At 34.2% G+C, this 20,252-nt stretch carries 18 protein-coding genes; 10 read left to right on the top strand and 8 right to left on the bottom strand.

The window, feature by feature from the left end:
• The 5 genes from AC1RRQ_RS20635 (at window position 1) to AC1RRQ_RS20615 (ending at window position 4,341) form a co-directional block, all read left to right on the top strand.
• Window positions 1-915, top strand: a complete 915-nt coding sequence (locus tag AC1RRQ_RS20635) for a glycosyltransferase family 2 protein (RefSeq protein WP_493024854.1) — start codon at window positions 1-3, stop codon at window positions 913-915.
• Between the two features lie 10 nt (window positions 916-925).
• On the top strand, window positions 926-2,113 hold the full coding sequence (locus tag AC1RRQ_RS20630) for a phenylacetate--CoA ligase family protein (RefSeq protein ID WP_493024853.1): 1,188 nt from the start codon (window positions 926-928) through the stop codon (window positions 2,111-2,113).
• Window positions 2,114-2,264: 151 nt separating this feature from the next.
• Window positions 2,265-3,527 (top strand): cation:proton antiporter, encoded by a 1,263-nt coding sequence (locus AC1RRQ_RS20625; RefSeq protein WP_493024852.1) that lies wholly within the window; start codon window positions 2,265-2,267, stop codon window positions 3,525-3,527.
• Window positions 3,528-3,812: 285 nt separating this feature from the next.
• A complete protein-coding gene (locus AC1RRQ_RS20620; RefSeq protein WP_493024851.1) occupies window positions 3,813-3,989 on the top strand; it encodes a type II toxin-antitoxin system HicA family toxin in 177 nt (58 codons plus the stop codon).
• 1 nt (window position 3,990) lies between these two features.
• Window positions 3,991-4,341, top strand: a complete 351-nt coding sequence (locus tag AC1RRQ_RS20615) for a type II toxin-antitoxin system HicB family antitoxin (RefSeq protein WP_493024850.1) — start codon at window positions 3,991-3,993, stop codon at window positions 4,339-4,341.
• A 33-nt stretch (window positions 4,342-4,374) separates the two neighbouring features.
• Here AC1RRQ_RS20615 and AC1RRQ_RS20610 read toward each other — a convergent pair whose 3' ends face one another.
• The 8 genes from AC1RRQ_RS20610 to AC1RRQ_RS20575 all read right to left on the bottom strand — a co-directional run bounded on the left by AC1RRQ_RS20610 (window position 4,375) and on the right by AC1RRQ_RS20575 (window position 13,693).
• Window positions 4,375-5,034 (bottom strand): SanA/YdcF family protein, encoded by a 660-nt coding sequence (locus AC1RRQ_RS20610; protein ID WP_493024849.1) that lies wholly within the window; start codon window positions 5,032-5,034, stop codon window positions 4,375-4,377.
• Window positions 5,035-5,049: 15 nt separating this feature from the next.
• The gene (locus AC1RRQ_RS20605) at window positions 5,050-5,211 is read right to left on the bottom strand and encodes a DUF8506 family protein (RefSeq protein ID WP_154339901.1); all 162 of its coding nucleotides are present in this window, start codon (window positions 5,209-5,211) and stop codon (window positions 5,050-5,052) included.
• 210 nt (window positions 5,212-5,421) lie between these two features.
• On the bottom strand, window positions 5,422-7,449 hold the full coding sequence (locus tag AC1RRQ_RS20600) for a M3 family metallopeptidase (protein WP_493024848.1): 2,028 nt from the start codon (window positions 7,447-7,449) through the stop codon (window positions 5,422-5,424).
• A 132-nt stretch (window positions 7,450-7,581) separates the two neighbouring features.
• Window positions 7,582-8,064 (bottom strand): 5-(carboxyamino)imidazole ribonucleotide mutase, encoded by a 483-nt coding sequence (gene purE, locus AC1RRQ_RS20595; RefSeq protein ID WP_111285019.1) that lies wholly within the window; start codon window positions 8,062-8,064, stop codon window positions 7,582-7,584.
• Between the two features lie 96 nt (window positions 8,065-8,160).
• Window positions 8,161-9,309 (bottom strand): 5-(carboxyamino)imidazole ribonucleotide synthase, encoded by a 1,149-nt coding sequence (locus AC1RRQ_RS20590; protein ID WP_493024847.1) that lies wholly within the window; start codon window positions 9,307-9,309, stop codon window positions 8,161-8,163.
• A 241-nt stretch (window positions 9,310-9,550) separates the two neighbouring features.
• The gene (locus tag AC1RRQ_RS20585) at window positions 9,551-10,102 is read right to left on the bottom strand and encodes a HEAT-like fold family protein (protein ID WP_493024846.1); all 552 of its coding nucleotides are present in this window, start codon (window positions 10,100-10,102) and stop codon (window positions 9,551-9,553) included.
• 30 nt (window positions 10,103-10,132) lie between these two features.
• Complete coding sequence (locus AC1RRQ_RS20580; RefSeq protein ID WP_493024845.1) at window positions 10,133-12,223, bottom strand: TonB-dependent receptor family protein; 2,091 nt, start codon at window positions 12,221-12,223, stop codon at window positions 10,133-10,135.
• 198 nt (window positions 12,224-12,421) lie between these two features.
• Window positions 12,422-13,693, bottom strand: coding sequence for a PQQ-dependent sugar dehydrogenase (locus tag AC1RRQ_RS20575; RefSeq protein ID WP_493024844.1), 1,272 nt, complete (start codon window positions 13,691-13,693; stop codon window positions 12,422-12,424).
• Window positions 13,694-13,879: 186 nt separating this feature from the next.
• Between AC1RRQ_RS20575 and hpt the strand changes: the two genes are divergently transcribed.
• The 5 genes from hpt to AC1RRQ_RS20550 all read left to right on the top strand — a co-directional run bounded on the left by hpt (window position 13,880) and on the right by AC1RRQ_RS20550 (window position 20,203).
• Complete coding sequence (gene hpt, locus AC1RRQ_RS20570; protein ID WP_493024843.1) at window positions 13,880-14,410, top strand: hypoxanthine phosphoribosyltransferase; 531 nt, start codon at window positions 13,880-13,882, stop codon at window positions 14,408-14,410.
• A 75-nt stretch (window positions 14,411-14,485) separates the two neighbouring features.
• Entirely contained in the window at window positions 14,486-15,058 is a 573-nt protein-coding gene (locus AC1RRQ_RS20565; RefSeq protein WP_493024842.1) for an adenylate kinase, read from the top strand.
• A 233-nt stretch (window positions 15,059-15,291) separates the two neighbouring features.
• Window positions 15,292-16,566, top strand: coding sequence for a hemolysin family protein (locus AC1RRQ_RS20560; RefSeq protein WP_493024841.1), 1,275 nt, complete (start codon window positions 15,292-15,294; stop codon window positions 16,564-16,566).
• Between the two features lie 74 nt (window positions 16,567-16,640).
• Window positions 16,641-17,642 (top strand): GTPase ObgE, encoded by a 1,002-nt coding sequence (obgE, locus tag AC1RRQ_RS20555; protein ID WP_071635250.1) that lies wholly within the window; start codon window positions 16,641-16,643, stop codon window positions 17,640-17,642.
• Between the two features lie 416 nt (window positions 17,643-18,058).
• Window positions 18,059-20,203 carry a S46 family peptidase gene (locus tag AC1RRQ_RS20550; protein WP_493024840.1) on the top strand — a complete coding sequence of 715 codons (2,145 nt, stop codon included), beginning with the start codon at window positions 18,059-18,061 and terminating at the stop codon, window positions 20,201-20,203.
• Window positions 20,204-20,252: the final 49 nt, after the last annotated feature.

The raw sequence follows: 20,252 nt of genomic DNA, 5'->3' as shown, positions 1-20,252 counted from the left end.
ATGAAACATACAGTTGTAATTCCTCTTTATAATAAAGAAGCGTTCATATACGATACGATTCGATCGCTGGCTTTTCAGGAAAAAAAAGCATCGCAAATTATTATTGTTGATGACTTTAGTACAGATCAAAGTATGTTTTTGCTAAAAGATGCCTTGTCATTTTTTGCACCGCAATTTTTACGAACTGAAGTTGAGGTTATTGAATTAAAAGAAAATAAAGGTCCGGGTCATGCCAGAAATATCGGAATGGAACTCGCAACAGGAGATCTTATCAGTTTTTTGGATGCCGATGATTGTTATACTTCTTCTTGCTTAAAAGAAGTTGACCAAATTATGGAACAAGAAAATATAGATGTTTTGGTACTCGGTATTTTATTAATTCCGTCAGACTATTATCTGCCCAATATTCAATCCTTTAAAAAAGAAATGATTTCGCTTTCAAATGAATTGTTTTTGATTCCTAATCTCTTGCATACCATTAGTTCTCCAGATTTTATTATGGGCGTTGGCAGTAATGTTGTAATCAGAAAAAAGCATTTAGAAACTATTCGATACGAAACCAATGTATCCTTAAACGAAGGAATTGATTTTTGGTATCGTGTTCTAAAGAGTTTAAAAGATAAACCTAAAACAGCATTACTAAACAAAGTCTGTATAGAAGTAAGAGAAGTTGAGGGAAGTTTGTCGAGAATTAAGTATTCTAATTGGAAAGAATTAAAAACTCCCATCAGCATAGAGCGATATCGCAAAAGTACTGACCAATACGATCAGCAGCTTATGGGAATGTTATCGCAGCGATGGCTGGAACATGCCATGGAACGATTGCCGTACGTTAATCAAAAAATATTATTTCTGGTAAACCATTCCAGAAGCTTGATTAGGAATTGGTATTATTTCAAAAAAAGACCAAATTAAAATAAAAACTATGTCCCCAGATATTCCAAAAACAGAAAAAACAGAATTGCAGGATTATTTTGAATTGGCAAAAAAAAATCCTTTGTACATTGAGTTTTATAAAGAACATGATTGTGCAGAAAAAGCTCCGATGCTTAGTAAGAAAGAATTGATGCCTATTTTAAAAAGCAATTTTAAGTTACAAGAAGAAAAAACAGGAGTATACTTGGTACGCTCCGGCGGCAGTACTCAAAATCCTTTGGTTTTTCCGGTAGACATACAAGAAAATCAAAAGCAGCGTTTTGCAATGGCAAAGGAATTAACAGAGAATGATTTTTTTACCTCTAAAACAATTGCTTTAAATATTTTTGGGTATTCTGACATGTACCGCACTGCAGCGATAATGGATGATATTTTAGAAAAATGTCAGGCAACAACATTAGCGCTGAGTGCCCACGCCAGTTATCAAGATATGGAAGATGTCGCAGCTTATTTTAAACCAGATTTTATAATGGGAACGCCTTCAAAACTATTATGCTTTGCACAGTTTTTACAAGAGAGAAACCAAAAACTACAAATCAAAAATTTATTATATGCTGGTGAGTTCTTAAGACCCGAAGTTCAAAAGCTTTTAGAAAAAGTATTTAATCTTCAGCAAGTTTATTCCATGTACGGCTCAGCCGAAACCGGAATTTGGGCTTGGTCAGATTTTACTAGAAATCCCTCTTTGTTTTCGGTTATTGAAGGCATTATAATCGAAATCATTAATCCGGATAATGACGGATATGGTACAATTGCCGTTACCAATACTTTCCGAAAAAGATTTCCCGTTTTTAGATACGCTATTGGCGATTTAGGACGATGGGTTAAGGTAGATGGAAAAGCTTTTCTGGAGTTAAAATCAAGAGAAACGAAATCTTTTATACTCTCGGAGCAGCATTATGATTTAGATGAATTTAATTTTCTTACCAATTCTGCTGCTGCTTTTCAGATTCAATTATCCAGTAAAGATTTTAGAGAAGTCGTAAAAATGCTGTTGGTACAAAATGTTCCTCAAAACCAAAAAGCGGCGTTTATTTCAGAAAAAACTAAAGCCTTAAAAAAGCGTTTAGATTATAACGAACGTTTTATGGAAGTTGAGGTTTTACTGGTTTCACCTGCTGATTTATACACAGATCCCAATACAACCAAAACGCCTCAATTATTAGATTTGAGATAAGAAAACTTAAAATATTTTAAACAAACAAAAGGAGTTGTCTGCATTTAATACAGCTCCTTTTATGGTTTTTAGAATTATAAAGTTATGTTAATTCAAGTCCCGAAATTTTTGATTAAATAATGAGAAAGATATTTTTGTAAAAATCACTTTTATGGAATTATACTACACTTTTTCAATACTAATCGTATTGGCCTCTTTCTTCGCCTATTTAAATTTAAGATTTTTAAAACTTCCGGGAACTATCGGAATCATGATTATTGCCATGCTGGTTTCAGTAGGAATTCGTCTTTTAGGAGATTCTTATTTTCCCGCAACTACAAGACATTTTTTTGATTTGATAAAAGAATTCGATTTCAACGAAATCTTAATGGGCGCAATGCTAAACTTTCTTTTGTTCGCAGGTGCACTGCACGTAAACATGTCAGATTTAAAAGAACAAAAAGTTCCCATTATGATCTATTCTACAGTAAGCGTTGTGCTTTCGGCATTAATCATTTCTATGCTGTTATACTATATAGCACCGTTTTTGGGCATAAAAATACCGTATATATTTTGCTTGGTTTTTGGAACATTAATCTCTCCAACCGATCCAATTGTGGTTTTGGGAGTTTTAAAGGAAGCTAAAGTTCCTAAAAGAATCGAAACTAAAATTGTGGGTGAATCCTTGTTTAATGATGGAGTAGCGGTAGTAATGTTTGCTGTTGTTCTTAAAATGGCAACCGACCCAACATTTGATGTAAGTTTTGGTTCTATTGCCTGGTTATTTGCCAAAGAAGGAATTGGTGGACTTCTGTTAGGAGTTGTTTTTGGATTTACCGCATCAAAGGTTATGAAGAAAATTGACGATTATAAAGTTTCTGTTTTAATAACACTTTCTATTGTAATGGGAGGATTTCTAATTGCGCAAAGTTTACACGTTTCGAGTCCGTTAGCGATGGTAGTTGCCGGATTAATTATTGGTAATTACGGTAAAAAAGTTGCTATGAGCGAAGTTACCAAAGATTATCTAGGAAAGTTCTGGGAACTTATCGACGAAATTTTAAATGCAATATTGTTCTTATTCATTGGTTTTGAATTATTGTTATTACCAGATCTAAACAAACAATTGGTAACTGGTTTTGTCGCTATTTTTATAGTGCTGTTCTCCCGAATTGCATCTATGGTTCTGCCATGGAAATTCTTCGATTTATTCAAGTTTTTTGGTATTAAATCAGCTTACAACAAAGGTTCCTTGATGGTAATGGTTTGGGGAGGAATTCGCGGCGGTGTTTCTATCGCATTAGTGCTTTCTATGCCTGAAGGAGAATATAAGAACCTGCTATTGGAAGTAACTTATATTGTAGTGTTGTTTTCAATTGTAGTTCAAGGATTGACGGTAGGGAAATTGGCTAAACGAGTTTTAGAGAAAGAGTAGAGAAAGAATAGAGAACAAAGAGTAAAGATTTTATTTTTAGACTATTTGATGAAAAGATCTGCAAGAATATTTGCAGGTCTTTTTTTTATGATGTGTTTTTACTTAGATATTTTAACTTTTAGGGTATGTTTAAATTGAGAGATTTTTCTTATTTTTTATTCCTAGCTTAATCTGTAACTACAATTTAGTTGCAAATTAAAGATTTAATGATAAATTTGTATGAGTAAGATTGATAAACTTATCGAAAGGTTAAAATAAAAACCAAAAGATTTTTCTTGGGATGAAATGCTGAAAGTTCTAAACCATTTCGGTTATAAACAGATTTCGCAAGGAAAAACTGGTGGTTCAAGAAGGAAATTTGTGAATGAAAATAAACAGATTATAAGCCTGCATGAGCCACATCCGCAAAAAGTTTTGAAAGGATATCAACTTGATATTATTATTGAATACTTGGAATTGTAATATGAAAAACTATTTAGAATATAACGGATACATTGGTACATTAGAATTTTCTGCAGGCGATAAAATATTCTTTGGAAAAATTCAGGGTATAAACGATTTAATAACTTTTGAAGGTTCTTCGGTTACAGAATTGGAAGAATCTTTTAAAGAAGCTGTTGACGATTATTTAGAGACATGTAAATTATTGAATAAAGCTCCGGATAAAACTTATAAAGGTTCTTTTAATGTGAGAGTTTCACAGGAATTGCATCAAAAAATAGCTCTTTTAGCCTCAAGAAAAGGATTAAACTTAAATGAGATTGTAAAAGAAGCCTTGTCGTATATTGTCAAACATGAAGAAATTTTAAATTAAAAAATCCGAAACATTTCTGTTTCGGGTTTTTCTTTATCGTTTGTCTTCTTTAGAATAATTAGATTCTCCGTTAATATTAATTTCAGTTCCTAAAAAACGAGGTTCACGATTTCTCAAAACATCAAAAAAGGATTTAAAAATAGAACCATATTCTCTAAACGTTACATATTTGTAGCCAAGATATTCTCCTTGATTTGCAGAATAACCAACGGATTTTACACCTAACTCATTGCCAATATAAATAGCACGGTTTAAGTGGTATTCCTGAGAAATTAGAGTGGCTCTTTTAATCTTGAAAATATGCTTGGCGCGATACATGGTCGAATATGTATCAAAACCAGCATAATCAATAAATATTTTGGTTGTATCAACACCGTGATTAAAACAGTAGTTTTTCATTACTGTTAATTCGTCGTATTCGTCACGGCCGTTATCTCCAGAAAGTAAAATTTTATTGATTCGTTTTGCTTTCCAAAGCATAATTCCGGCATCTAAACGATCTTTTAAATATTTGCTTGGTTGATCGCCGTTAATTCCTGCACCAAAAATAATTCCCACATCGTTTTTAGGAAATCTTTTAATCGAATAATAAATGTTCTTTTTGGTTGAAGATTTTACGTAGTAATTTACAGAAACAATAGCAATTAATCCGATAATTACTAGGTAAAGGAATATTTTTAGATATTTTTTCAATTTTGAATTAGGTAATTAATCTTTAATATCCACAGCGTTTATGGTCTGAATTTTTCCATCAGCATAAACGACAATTTTTCCATTGATTTTCTTTTTGTTTTCAATCATTTTTTTTGACGAAACTTTAAGTCCTTCAACTATTTTATTTTGTAATTCTTTGATTTTATCTTTTGTCATTAACTAAAAATGATTTGCTACTTGAATAATCTTATCTCGAAATATTTTCAAAATATATTTTGTAAGATTAATATTTAAAAGACGAAGATAACAAAATTTATATTCAGAAAAAACCAAATAAAAAAACCGAAGTATTTCTACTTCGGTTTAATATAAAATTTATTACTGATTGAAATTGAAAATCTAAAATCTACAATCAGAAATCTACAATTATAGAAGCCCCGCTCTTTTCAACAAAGCTTCAGGTTTAGGTTCTTGTCCTCTAAAACGTTTGTACAAAGTCATTGGGTGTTCTGTTCCTCCTTTAGAAAGAACATTGTCTTTGAATTTCTTTGCAATTTCTTCGTTAAAGATTCCATTTTCATGGAAATATTCAAAAGCATCTGCATCCAGAACTTCTGCCCATTTGTAGCTGTAATATCCAGAAGAATAGCCGCCTTGAAAAATATGAGAGAATGCTGTACTCATTGCATTTTCTTTTACATCTGGATACAATTGCGTGTTAGCAAATTGTTCCGTTTCAAAAGCTTTTAGATCTGTAATAGAAGTTGGATCTTGTCCGTGCCAAGCCATGTCTAATAATCCAAAACTCAACTGACGCAAAGTTGCTAAACCTTCCTGGAAACTGGCACTTTCTTTAATTTTTTGTACATATTCAATCGGAATGATTTCTCCCGTTTCGTAGTGATTGGCAAACAAAGCCAAAGCTTCTGGTTCGTAACACCAGTTTTCCATAATCTGACTTGGTAATTCTACGAAATCCCAGTAAACAGAAGTTCCGGATAAACTTGGGTAAACTGTATCAGCCAGCATTCCGTGTAAACCGTGACCGAATTCGTGGAATAAAGTCGTTACTTCATTAAAAGTTAATAATGAAGGTTTTGTTTCTGTTGGTTTTGTAAAGTTACAAACGTTCGAAATATGTGGTCTTTCGTTTACGCCGTCTTTTACATATTGAGATTTAAATGAAGTCATCCAGGCACCGTTTCTTTTTCCTTTTCTTGGGAAGAAATCAGCGTAGAAAATCGAAACCAAATTGTTATTAGCGTCTTTTACTTCATAAGTGGTAACTTCTTCGTGATATTTATCGATATCAAAAACTTCAGTAAAAGTTAAACCGTATAATTTTTTGGCAACCGTAAAGGCACCATTCAAAACTTTTTCTAACTGAAAATAAGGTTTCAGCTTTTCATCATCTAAATTAAAAAGCTGCTGCTTTAATTTTTCAGAATAATAAGCACCGTCCCATTTTTCTAACTGCTCGATTCCGTCCAGTTCTTTTGCGAAAGCAGTTAATTCTGCAAATTCTTTTTGAGCAGCCGGTTTTGCTTTTGCCAATAAATCATTCAAGAAAGAGAAAACTTTCTCCGGGCTTTCAGCCATTCTTTCTTCCAGCACAAAATGTGCGTGTGTTTTATAACCTAATAAATTGGCTCTTTCAAAACGAAGTTTGGCAATTTTTAAAACATTTTCCTGATTGTCGAATTCGTTATTTTGAAATGCTTTTGCTCCAAAAGCAATTGCCATTTTTTTACGTAGTTCGCGATTGTTAGCATAAGTTAAAAACGGAATATAACTTGGATGGTCTAAAGTGAAAATCCATCCCTCTTTTTCCTGATTTTTTGCTAGTAATCTTGCTGCTTCGATCGTTCCTTCCGGCAAACCAGATAAGTCCTTTTCATCGGTTAAATGCAATTCGAAGTTGTTGGTTTCTGCCAAAACGTTTTCGCCAAACTGTAAACTCAATTTCGATAATTCTTTGTCGATTTCTCTTAATTGATCTTTTTTGTCTTCGGGTAAATTGGCTCCGTTTCTTGAAAAGCTTTTGTATTTTTTATCTAATAAAGTCGTTTGTTCCGGGTTGAGGTTCAAGCTTTCTTTTTGATCGTAAACGGCTTTTATTTTAGCAAATAAAGCTGCATTCAGCGTAATATCATTTCCAAATTCTGAAAGTAAAGGTGAAACTTCCTGAGCAATTTTCTGCATTTCGTCATTCGTTTCAGCAGAATTTAAATTGAAGAAAATACTAGAAAGACGATCCAAAACATCACCTGAAAAATCCATCGCTACAACCGTATTTTCAAAAGTAGGCGCATCCGGATTATTTACAATCGCATCAATTTCGGCTTTAGCCAAAGCAATTCCTTCGTTGAAAGCAGGAACATAATCTTCGATTTTAATTTGCGAAAAAGGCGCGGTGTTATGTTTGGTGTTGAAATATTGTGTTAAAACGCTCATATTTTTTAGTTTTCAGTCTCAGTCTCAGTTTTTCAGTGTCAACCGGGACTTAAGAGTTATTTTTTTAGTTTTCAGCGGCAGTCTCAGTTTTCAGTGTATACTGCGACTGAAAACTAGACTGGGACTTGAAAACTATTTAAGACTTTCAGCTGCTTTATTAACCGCTGCTTTCAATTCTTCTTTATAAGAAATAATAGTATCTAAAACTTTTTTGTCGTGGCTTCCGATGATTTGTGCTGCTAAAATTCCGGCATTTTTTGCTCCGTTTAATGCGACAGTTGCCACAGGAACACCGCCTGGCATTTGCAGAATCGATAAAACCGAATCCCATCCATCGATAGAATTGCTTGATTTTACAGGAACTCCAATTACAGGAAGCGGAGACATTGAAGCCACCATTCCAGGTAAATGCGCCGCACCGCCCGCACCGGCAATAATTACCGAAATACCGCGAGTATGTGCATTTTTACTGAAATCGAATAATTTCTCCGGTGTTCTGTGTGCCGAAACGATATCTACTTCAACTTCTACATTAAATTGTTTTAATATGTCGATTGCATCCTGCATAACTGGCATGTCGGAGATGCTTCCCATTATAATGGCTACTTTGCTCATGAGTTTTTTGTTTGTTTTGTTTCAGGTTTAAAGTTGTTGGAAACTGAAAACACTGTTTATTTATTTTTAACTGAATACTGCGACAGAATACTGCGACTAAAAACTGATCACTTTAATAGTATTCTTCACGTCCTCGGCAATTCGTCTAGCTTCTGCCATGTTTTCGTTTACGATTGTTACGTGGCCCATTTTTCTAAAAGGGCGAGTTTGCTTTTTACCGTAAATGTGTGGTGTCACGCCATCCCATCCTAAAATAGTTTCAATGTTTTCATACACTACATCTCCAGAGAAACCTTCGGCACCCACTAAATTTACCATAATTCCGGCAACCTTGCTGTCAGTGTTTCCTAACGGAAGATCTAAAATAGCGCGTAAATGATTTTCAAATTGTGATGTATAACTGGCTTCAATTGAATAATGTCCTGAATTATGCGGACGCGGCGCTACTTCATTCACTAAAATCTCATCTTCATTGGTTTGAAACATTTCAACTGCCAAAAGTCCAACATGATTGAATTTTTCTGAAACATTCAAGGCAATTGCTCTGGCTTTTTCGGCTACTTTTTCGTCGATTCTGGCAGGGCAGATTACGTATTCAACCTGATTAGCTTCTGGATGAAATTCCATTTCTACAACCGGATAAGTTTTAATTTCTCCCGATGGATTTCTAACCACAATTACGGCCAATTCATTTTTGAACGGAACCATTGTTTCGGCAATACATTCTACATTTGGAAGATTATCTAAATCAGAAATCTGGCGAATTACTTTTACGCCATTTCCGTCGTAACCAAACTCGGTGCATTTCCACACAAAAGGCAATTTTAGATCGTTGATTTTAGATTTTAGATTGTCTAAATTTTCAAATCTTTCGAATGGTGCAGTTGGGATATTATTTTTAGCGTAAAATTCTTTTTGAACGCCTTTATTCTGAATTCCTTTTAAGGTTTTTGGAGATGGATATATTTTTAGTCCTTCGTTTTCTAGTTGTGTTAAAGCTTCAAGATTTACCAATTCGATTTCGAAAGTCAAAACATCGACTTGTTTCCCAAAGTTGTAAACCGTTTCATAATCCATTAAATCGCCTTGAAAGAATTTGTTGCAGGCAATTTTACTCGGCGCTTCATCACTAGGATCCAGAACGTAAGTTTGTATATCAAATTTTCTAGTGTCAGACAAAAGCATTTTACCTAATTGTCCGCCGCCTAATATTCCTAATTTAAAATCAGAAGAAAAATAATTCATTTTGTGTTGTGTTTTTGCAAAGATACCTTTTAATCTTTTTTCAGCCAAAATTTAGTTTTTCAGCCACTAATTACACCAATTTACACGAATTTTATTTTTATAGTTTAGCCACAGATTAAAAGGATTAAAATGATTTTCTTTTGTTGAATTTCAAATAAAATAATTCGTGAAAATTCGCGTAATTCGTGGCAAACAAAAAAATCTAAATAATTCTTTTAATCTTTTAATCTGTGGCAAAAAACTACTCAATTTTCTTCAATACTTCTCGTGCAACGGCTTTATAGGCGGCTGAATGATCTCCGTAATCTTTATTCAGGATAATTTGAAGTTCGGGGTGAATCCAGTCGTAATGATTTCCCAGAACATGCAAAGTTCTTATAGAATACGCTTTTGTCGCCACTTTTACATCGTTTATAAGCCAGTCGAAACTCGCTTCGATGCAATCCTGAAGATTTGCTTCGGATAAAGAAATGCTGTTTTCGTTTTTCTTATAATGTGATTTTACCAAAAGCTGAACCACTTTTGCAATTGGTCTAATCGAACTTTCGTCTTTTAAAACCTTTAGATTCGAACAGAAAAAATCAAGATGAGGCTGGAGCCAGATTAATTCTTCATACGATACAAATTCTAGAATCCAACAGGCTTTATGATTGTTTTTATCTTTGGGAGAAAAACAAATAGAAACTAATTCTTCAAATAAATGAGGATTTTCGAGAACATCTTGTGCACACTTTAAACGATTTTCCCGATAAGCACTTACATAACTCAGTTTTTCCTGTAATTCAGAAGACATTTTTTTGGGTTTTGATTTGATTTGAGGCATCTAAAATAAATAATTTAATGAAATAGTTCCGTAATAATTTATTGGAAGTCCGGGATAATAATAGCGTGGTGATGCATTGCCGGCTGCAACGGCATTTGGCAGAATTAAAGAAGCGTATTTTTCGTTTGTCAGATTGTTTATTCCTGCAGCAAAATTGGTGCTTAAACCTTGCAGAATTTCAAATCGATAACCCGCTTTTAGATTGACAATATTATAAGAATCTGAAAAAGCAGTATTGGCATCATTCATAGGGATTTCATCTACAAATTGATAATCGGCATTGAGATACATTCCAAGATTGGTGTTTAGAATAATTCCGGCATTGATTTTATTGGCGGCAACTCCGGTTAATTTGCTGCCTGAATAATCATTTCCATTATCGACAAATTCTTTAAACTCGTATTTTCCTAAAGATCCAGCTAAATAAGAATTCAGAGAAAAGAAACGATTGATCTGCCAATTATGATTTAAAGTAATCTCTATTCCTTCATGAAATGTTTTTCCGGCATTTAAACCGACATATTGATCGTCGCCAACTCTTTTGGCAACCAGCAAATCTTTAATTTCCATTCGATAAACTGCAATTTCGGTATACAGATTTTTATTGAAGAAATAGAACTTGCCGCCCACTTCAAAATTATAACCGTTTTCAGGTTTTATATTGGTATTAATTGTGCCTTCGCTCGTTAGCGTTTCTTCTGTTGCGGGTAAGGAAAATCCCCGACTTATAGAAAAATATAAAGTCTGCTGTTTGGATGGCTTGAATAATAAAGAAAGTTGTGGAGAAAAAATTCCGTCATAACTATATTTCTGATTCGTATTTTCGGAATAATTATCAAGACTGAATTTGGTTTTGTTATAATTTAAACCTGCCTGAATTTCAAATTGACTAGAAAGTAAAGTTCTAAGCTGCGAGAAGATATTATAGAAATGTCTTTTCTGGCCTGTTTCGGTAAGTTGATCGCCCTGCAGACTTCCCAAGCCATTATTCTGCTGATAGAGATTTTGGAAAGTGTTTCCTTTGTAAGTATCTGTAAAATATTCAATTCCGGTGATAAAATTATTCTCGATTTTTCCAATTTTAAACTTTCCGGAAAATTGTGTTCTTGCGCCTGTTGCAAAAGTATATTGGCGTAAAATATCAAAAGGCCGTGGTTCGTTGCTGTCTTTGTAATTGATAAAAATCGAAGTCGAATTGTTTAAGTTTTCATTAATTTTAAAATCATAAGACAACCCGCCCAAAGTCGATTTGTATTCTTTATACCCTTTTGAAGCCACCCAGGTTGGAGCGCCAGATTTCGGATTGTTTTCAAAAGCCGTTTTATTTATCGAACTTGGAATAAAAGCGTTTAAATAAGTATAGTTTGAAAAGTAAGTCAGTTTGCTGTTTTTCTTTCTAAATAATTCTCCGGCAAGCGTAATTCCTTCACGTTTATAGGCACTGTTTTCGCGCCAGCCGTCGGTTTTTAAGTTGTGATAATTTAGGTTTAAGCTTCCTTCTTTTTCATCTAAACTATAATTTATGCTGTTTTTTAATAAGCCAAAAGAACCGAAAACTGAACTAATTCCGGCACTTTGCCCGTTGTTTTTAGAAAGCTGAGGCGAAATCAAAATCGCGCCGCCCAAACCCGCGCCGTATACACTCGAAAGTGGTCCTTTTATAATTTCGATTTGATTAATATTTTCGAGGTCAATATCGTCAATAACCGTTTCGCTGTTTCCGGAAGTCAGCGGAATACTTCCATAAAAAGCCCTAATTTTATTGGTTCCGTAAGTAGTTCTCGCGCCAATACCACGAATCGAAATTCGGGTTGTAGTAAAATTAGACGATTGCATAAAAACACCCGGAATAGTATTAATTACGGTTGTAATATCGGTAGTGTTATTTTGCAGTAAATCTTTTTTTGAAAGAATACCAATCGAAGCCGGAGTATTTAATAAATTGTTATTAATATGAAGCGGACTTATAACAACTTCTTTCAGTTTTTCGGTTTTTAGAGAATCAATATTGCTGCCTTCTTTTTTCTGCGCTTTAGTGTTTTGAAAAACAAAAAGCACAAAAAGAAAAAGACAATATTTTTTTGAGATCATAAATGATTCGAATTAATGGCGTAGTTTTTTAAAACATAGAAACATAGAATTCATTGAGGCAAAAAAGGCGTTTCGTTTATTTAACAACTTCTTTTTAAACAAAATTCTATGTTTCTATAGATTTAAATTATCTTTAAATGTGTCCCGTTAATTGTAGGGATTGGAATTTGGAATTTTTTATTTTGGAATTTAAAGGTTTTACTTCGCTGTAACTTTCCAAATTGTATTCCCGCTGTCATCATTTACTAAAAGCGATCCGTCGTTCATAACCGTAACAGCAACCGGACGTCCGTAGACTTCGGCTTTATTTTCATCAGAAATAAATCCGGTTAAAAAATCTTCTGGTTTTCCTGAAGGTTTTCCATCTTTAAAAGGAACGAAAATAACTTTATAACCTGATATTTTAGCGCGGTTCCAAGAACCATGCTGCCCAACAAAAGCACCATTTTTGTATTTCGCCGGAAAAGCATCTTTGGTATAAAATGCTAAACCTAACGAAGCCGTGTGAGCGCCAACGGGAACATCAGGAACAATTGCTTTTTCGACTAAATCTTTGTGTTCGCCTTTCAATCTTGGATCAGGAATGCTTCCAAAATAAGAATACGGCCATCCGTAGAAACCATCTTTTTTAACACTCGTAATATAATCCGGAACTAAATCGTCGCCCAATTCGTCGCGTTCATTTACTGCCGTCCAAAGTTCTTTATTTACAGGATTCCAGTCCATTCCAACTGGATTTCGAATTCCTGATGCAAATATCTTTTCTCCTGTTCCATCAGGGTTAATTTCCAAAATAGCGGCGCGGCGAACCTCTTTGTCCATTCCGTTTTCGCCAACATTGCTTCCGGAACCTACCGAAACATAAATTTTGGAACCATCCGGACTTGCCAATAAATTTCTTGTCCAGTGATTGTTATAACCGCCGGCAGGAAGCTCTAGGATTTTTTCGCCTTTTGTTTCTAATTTCAGTGGATTGTTTTTATAAGGATAACGATATAATCCGTCTGTATTTGCAATGTAGAAAAAGTCTTTTAAAACGAGCATTCCAAAAGGTTTGTTTAGGTTTTTAATAAAAACTTCGCGGGTTTCAAATTTTCCGTCTTTGTCTTTATCACGTAGAACCGTAATTTGGTTTTTACTGGTGCGAGTACCGCTTTCGACAACAAAAATATCTTGGTTTGGTGCCATATAAGTCCAGCGCGGATTTTCGAAACCATCTGCAAATTTCGTAACGATAAAGCCTTCCTGCGCTTTTGGTGTTTTGTCTTTTGGCCAGCCAATTACTTTACTATTGTTCGTTTTCGATTCGGTAGCATAAGGAGGAGGCAGTGTAATATCGCCAATAGCGGTTTTTACAACATTTCCGGGTTGTTTTGCCAAGGCTTCTTTTTCTTCTTTTTTAACTTGCCCATGGCAGGCTGTCATCAAAATTAATAAAGAGATAGAAAAAAGTGGTATGGATTTTTTCATTGGTATTTTTGGGTTAAATGATTATTCAACAACAATTTAGTGATTTTAAAAGTTCCTGATAGAAACAATTTGTAATTATTAACTGATATTTAACATTCACAAAAAAGTAGACTTTCGATTCTATTTTGATGTGGACAGATTGGTTGTAATTCTGTATCTTTGTCCATTATTTTAAAATTAAAAATAATGATACAACTTCACGATAAACAATTTGTTCCGTTTATTTCGGCTAAGGAAATTGATTTTGCTTTAACCAAATTAGCTGCGCAAGTGCAAGATGATTTTGGAGATGATACTCCAATTTTTATTGGAGTTTTGAATGGCGCATTTATGGTTGTTGCCGATTTTCTGAAAAAATACAAAAGCCAATGCGAGGTTTCATTTATCAAAATGGCATCTTATGAAGGTACTGAAACAACAAATTCTGTTAAAGAATTAATTGGAATTAATCAGGATTTAACCGGAAGAACCGTTGTAATAATCGAAGATATTATCGATACCGGAAATACGCTGGAAGAATTAAAACATTTATTTAAAGCACAAAATGTAAAACACTTTAAAGTGGCAACTTTGTTCTTTAAACCAGAAGCTTACAAAAAAGACATTAAAATAGATTATATCGGAATCAGAATTCCGAATAAATTTATTGTCGGCTACGGATTAGACTATGATGGTCTGGGAAGAAACCTGACAGAAGTATATAAATTAGCAGAATAACATTAAACAAAACACAACTATATATTCATTTTAAACTTCTTTAAAAAATAAGAAGTCACACAACTCAAACGTATTATGATTAACATTGTTTTATTTGGAAAGCCAGGAGCAGGAAAAGGAACTCAGGCAGAATTTTTAAAAGAAAAATACAATTTAACGCACCTTTCAACAGGAGATATTTTCCGTTTTAATTTAAAAAATGATACTGAACTAGGTAAAAAAGCCAGAGTTTTTATGGACAACGGCGAGTTAGTTCCTTGCGAGGTTACCACTGCAATGTTAATTGATGAAGTAAAAAAACACCCTGATACTGCAGGATTTTTGTTCGACGGATATCCAAGAACTTTAGATCAGGCGGAGGCTTTAGATAAATTTTTGCCAACAATTGGTTCTAGCGTAACGGCTACAATCGCATTAGAGGCTGATGATGAAATTTTAGTAGCGCGTTTACTTGAAAGAGGAAAAACAAGCGGAAGAGCTGATGATCAGGACGAAGAGAAAATTCGTGTAAGATATCAGGAATATAATGAAAAAACAGCTCCGTTAATTGGATATTATAAAGAGCAGGGTAAGTTTCATGCCGTAAACGGTATAGGAACTATCGAAGAAATTACAGAGCGCTTAACGTCAGTTATAGATAATTTGTAGAAGCTTTCCAGCTGTACGTTACATCCCGATAGTTTTCGGGACGCTAAAAGAACTATTTTTCTGTCCATAAAATGAACATCTTCCGAGGTTTTGGGAGTGAACTGTTTTTTGGTAAGAAAAATTAGTTTTTTTAGGTGCGTGCTTTCTCTCATCCTATATTGGGAGTCAATTAAAAGAACAAAAAAGAAGTAATACACAATAACGAACCAAACAAATAACGAATCTACTAAACATTGGAAATACTAATAATATTTTTTCTAATACTATTAAACGGAGTTTTCTCAATGTCAGAAATTGCATTGATTTCGGCACGAAAAAATAGACTGGAAACAGCAGCAAAAAAAGGAAACAAAAGCGCCAAAACAGCGCTCGATCTGGCTAATTCTCCAAACAAATTTTTATCAACCGTACAAATCGGAATTACCTTAATTGGAATTTTGACAGGTATTTATTCTGGTGATAAAATTACAATGGACGTAGAATTGTTTGTTGCCGGATTTGCCGCTTTAAAACCCTACGCACATTCTGTTGCGGTTGGAATTGTGGTAGTTGTTTTAACTTTTTTCTCTTTGGTTTTAGGAGAATTACTCCCAAAACGTATTGGATTAAATTACCCTGAATCGATCGCAAAAATGGTGGCAATGCCAATGAAAATAATTTCGATTATTACGGCGCCTTTCATTTGGCTGTTAACAACTTCGACAGATTTTTTATTGAATGTTCTGCAGATAAAACCAACGGCTGACGGAAAAGTTACCGAGGAAGAAATTAAAGCGATAATAAAAGAAGGAACAGAAGTAGGGGAAGTTCAGGAAATTGAACAAGATATTGTGGAGCGTGTTTTTCATATTGGAGACAGAAAAGTAAGCTCGCTTATGACGCACCGAAAATCAGTAGATATGCTGCCGCTAACTGCTGACCGAATTAAAATAAAAGAATTAGTTGTTCAGGATTTGCACGCTGTATATCCGGTTTACAATGAAAATTACGATGATATTGTAGGTGTTGTAACACTTAAAAATATATTTGCCAGTATAGAAAACGACAATTTCGATTTGTCGTCTATCATGACAGATGCTCCTTATTTGATGGAACAAACTACGGCTTATAAAGCTTTAGAAAATTTCAAAAAAACTGGCGTACATTATGCATTAGTTTCAGATGAATACGGAGTTTTTCAGGGAATGATCACTTTAAATGATATTCTGGAAGCTTTAGTTGGAGATGCGTCTGAATTTTATAAAGATGAATTTCAGCTTATAGAAAGAGAAGACGGATCATGGCTGGTTGACGGACATTACTCACTGCACGATTTCTTAACGTATTTTGAGCTGGATGAATTAACAAACGATTACGAAGTAAATACCGTAAGTGGTATGATTATGACGGAGCTTTCGCATATTCCAAAAGAAGGTGAAAAGCTGGTTTGGCAAAAATTCGTTTTAGAAGTCATCGACATGGATGGAGTAAAGATTGATAAAGTGCTTGTGAAAGCGCTTAAAGAATAAATAAAATAGTTTTCGGTCTCAGTTTTCAGTCTCAGTGTACTGAAAACTGAGACTGTGACTGAATACTAAAAAAAATGACAGAAGGAAATTTTGTAGATTACGTTAAGATATATGTTTCGTCCGGAAAAGGAGGAAAAGGATCTACGCATTTACATAGAGAGAAATTTATTGAAAAAGGCGGGCCTGACGGAGGAGATGGAGGCCGTGGCGGACATGTGTATTTAGTTGGAAATAAAGGACTCTGGACATTATTTCATTTAAAATTTGCGCGTCACATTAAAGCCGGACACGGCGGCGATGGTGGAGGAGACCGCAGTACAGGTGCAGATGGAGATGATAAATTTATTGAAGTGCCTCTGGGAACTGTTGTAAAAGACAAAGAAACTGGAGAAACACTTTTTGAAATTACAGAAGACGGCGAAAAAAGAATTCTTGCAAAAGGAGGAAAAGGAGGTTTGGGAAACTGGCATTTTAGAAGCTCAACAAATCAAACGCCGCGTTATGCGCAGCCAGGTTTACCAGGTTTAGAAATGGATGTTATTCTGGAACTTAAAGTTCTGGCCGATGTAGGATTGGTTGGTTTTCCTAATGCTGGGAAATCTACATTATTGTCTGTATTGACTTCTGCAAAACCAAAAATTGCCGATTATCCTTTTACAACTTTAAAACCCAATTTAGGAATTGTAGCTTACAGAGATTTCCAGTCTTTTGTAATTGCTGATATTCCCGGAATTATTGAAGGTGCAGCCGAAGGAAAAGGTTTAGGACATTATTTCCTGCGTCATATTGAGCGTAACTCGACTTTATTGTTTTTAGTTCCGGTTGATACACCGGATATTAAAGCAGAATATGATATTTTGGTTAATGAATTAACCAAATATAATCCTGAAATGCTGGATAAAGAACGTCTTTTGGTGATATCAAAATGTGATATGCTGGATGATGAACTTAAAGCTGAATTGAAAGCAGAACTAGATGTTTCTTTTAAAGATGTTCCTTATATGTTTATTTCGTCTGTTGCACAGCAAGGTCTGACAGATTTAAAAGATAAGCTTTGGAAAATGCTTAACGAATAAAATAGTCTATCTATATAATTTAAAAACCCGACAATAGCATTGTCGGGTTTTTTGCTTTTTGGCGAAAAAACAAAAAGCATAAAGCGGATTACTTTTTAACTTCAATCCTTTGTTTTTTGATGATGGACAAATTTAAAGCTATTTATTAATGTAAGAAATGGTTTATAGTGTTTATTTTGTACTGCACGTTTATTATTATAAATAACCTACCTTTTTAATTTTATCTATCTTTTAATTTTAATGTTTTAATTCTTTTTTGGCTTTTTATCTCATTAATTAACGCTAACGATTGCCTTATTCAAATTGTGAATTTCGCAAAATCATCTTTAGATTTGTTTGATATGTTTTGTTTTTGCCTCGAAAGTTTATTTTTTTTGCGAAAATGAGTTATATTCGCAGGACTTAAACAAAATAACATGAAAAAAATAGTTTTATTCTTGACCATGTGTCTTATGGCTTTTCCTGTAAGAGCAGATGAAGGTATGTGGTTTTTGATGTTTATCGAAAGATTGAACCATAGAGATATGGAGAAAATGGGCTTGCAATTAACAGCCGAAGAAATTTACAGTATCAACCACCATAGTTTGAAAGATGCCATTGTACAATTTAACGGAGGATGTACAGCCGAAATCGTTTCTAAAGAAGGATTGGTTTTAACCAATCACCACTGCGGATATAATGCAATTGCTGAACTTTCTACAGCTGAGCAAAACTATTTAAAAGATGGTTTTTGGGCTAAACAAAGAAGTGCCGAAATGAAACCAAAATCTTTATACGTTCGTTTCTTTGTTCGTATGGATGATGTTTCTAAAAGAATCTTGTCTAAAGTAAATGATACTATGACAGAAACCGAAAGAAACAAAGTTATTCAACAAGAAATTGCTTTGATTGAAAAAGAAAATAACGAAGGCGGAAAATATACGGTTTCTGTTCGTCCTTTCTTTCAAGGAAATGAATATTACTATTTCGTTTATCAAGATTATACAGACGTTCGTTTAGTGGGTACACCACCGGAAAGCGTTGGTAAATTTGGAGGTGATACTGATAACTGGGAGTGGCCTCGTCAAACAGGAGATTTCTCAATGTTTAGAGTTTATGCTGATAAAGACGGAAATCCTGCAGCTTACTCTAAAGACAATGTGCCTTTAAAACCAAAACACTATTTACCTGTTAGTATTAAAGGTGTAAAAGAAAATGATTTTGCTATGATTCTTGGTTACCCAGGAAGAACAAACCGTTGGATGCCAGCTGGTGGAATTGAGCAAAACATTAAGTTTGCTTACCCTGCTTGGGTTGAAGGTGCTAAAACCGGAATGGACGTAATGAAAAAGTATATGGATAAGGATGCAACAGTTCGTTTGCAATACGCTTCTAAATACGCTTCGACAGCTAACTACTGGAAAAACCGTCAAGGTATGATCGATGCTTTAACAAAAGCAGGAACAGTAGATACTAAAACAGCTCAGGAAGATAAATTCTACGAGTGGGCAACTAAACCGGCTAATAGAGAGAAATACGAAAATGTAATTCCAACTATTAACGACTATTACAGAGAAACAAACTTAAAAGCACGTCACGATAATTACTTAACACAGCTTTTACGTACTTCTAGTTATGCAACTGGACCTTCAAATTTAGGTAATGCGTTAATTGCTTACTTTAATGAAAATGACGCTAAGAAAGCAGAAATGCTTCCTAAAATTAATGCCATGATCGAAAACATTTATGGTGAATTTTATGCTCCATTAGAAAAAGATGTTTTAACTGCGCAATTAAATTTATACGCTTCTAAAGCTGCTGAATATGGTTTAGCTCCACAAGTTGCTAAAATGAAATCAGAAAATAATGGTGATTTTACTGCAGATGTAGCAAAAGCGACAGAAGTAAGTTATTTTACTACTAAAGAAAAAGTATTGGCATTTATGGCTGATCCAAAACCATTAGCAATTGTACACGATCCGTTGTATATTATCTCTAATGATTTATTGACTAAATACCGTTCTAAAACAGATGATCAGGCTAAAGCCGATGATGGTTTTGCAACTGCTTACCGCGAATTGGTTGAAGGTTTAAGAGAGTCAAAATTGAATACAATTCAGTATCCAGATGCTAACTCTACATTGAGATTGACTTACGGAAAAGTTCGTGCTTTACCTGCAGATCCTCGTAACGATGCTAAAATCAACAATTATACTACTATGGAAAGCATGGTGAAAAAGTATAAAGCAGGAGATCAGGAATTTGATTTGCCAAAACGTTTGTTAGAATTAAACAAAGCAAAAGATTTTGGGCAATATGCTGATAAAGCTGGTTATATGCCTGTAAACTTCTTAACTGATAATGATATTACAGGAGGAAACTCTGGTTCACCGGTTCTTAACGGAAAAGGAGAATTAATTGGTATTGCTTTTGACGGAAACATCGAAGCAATGGCTGGAGACGTTATTTTTGATTCTAAATTACAAAGAACTATCAATGTTGATATTCGTTATGTACTTTGGATTATCGACAAATACGCTGGAGCTAAAAACATTATTGACGAATTGACGATTGCTAAATAATCTTAAGTCATTTTATTATAAAAGTAAACCCGACAGATTTAAAATCTGT

The sequence above is a fragment of the Flavobacterium sp. GW821-FHT12A05 genome, from assembly GCF_058807735.1.
The sequence above is the reverse complement of the archived record's forward strand: the minus strand, read 5'-3'. Positions and strand labels throughout refer to the sequence as shown.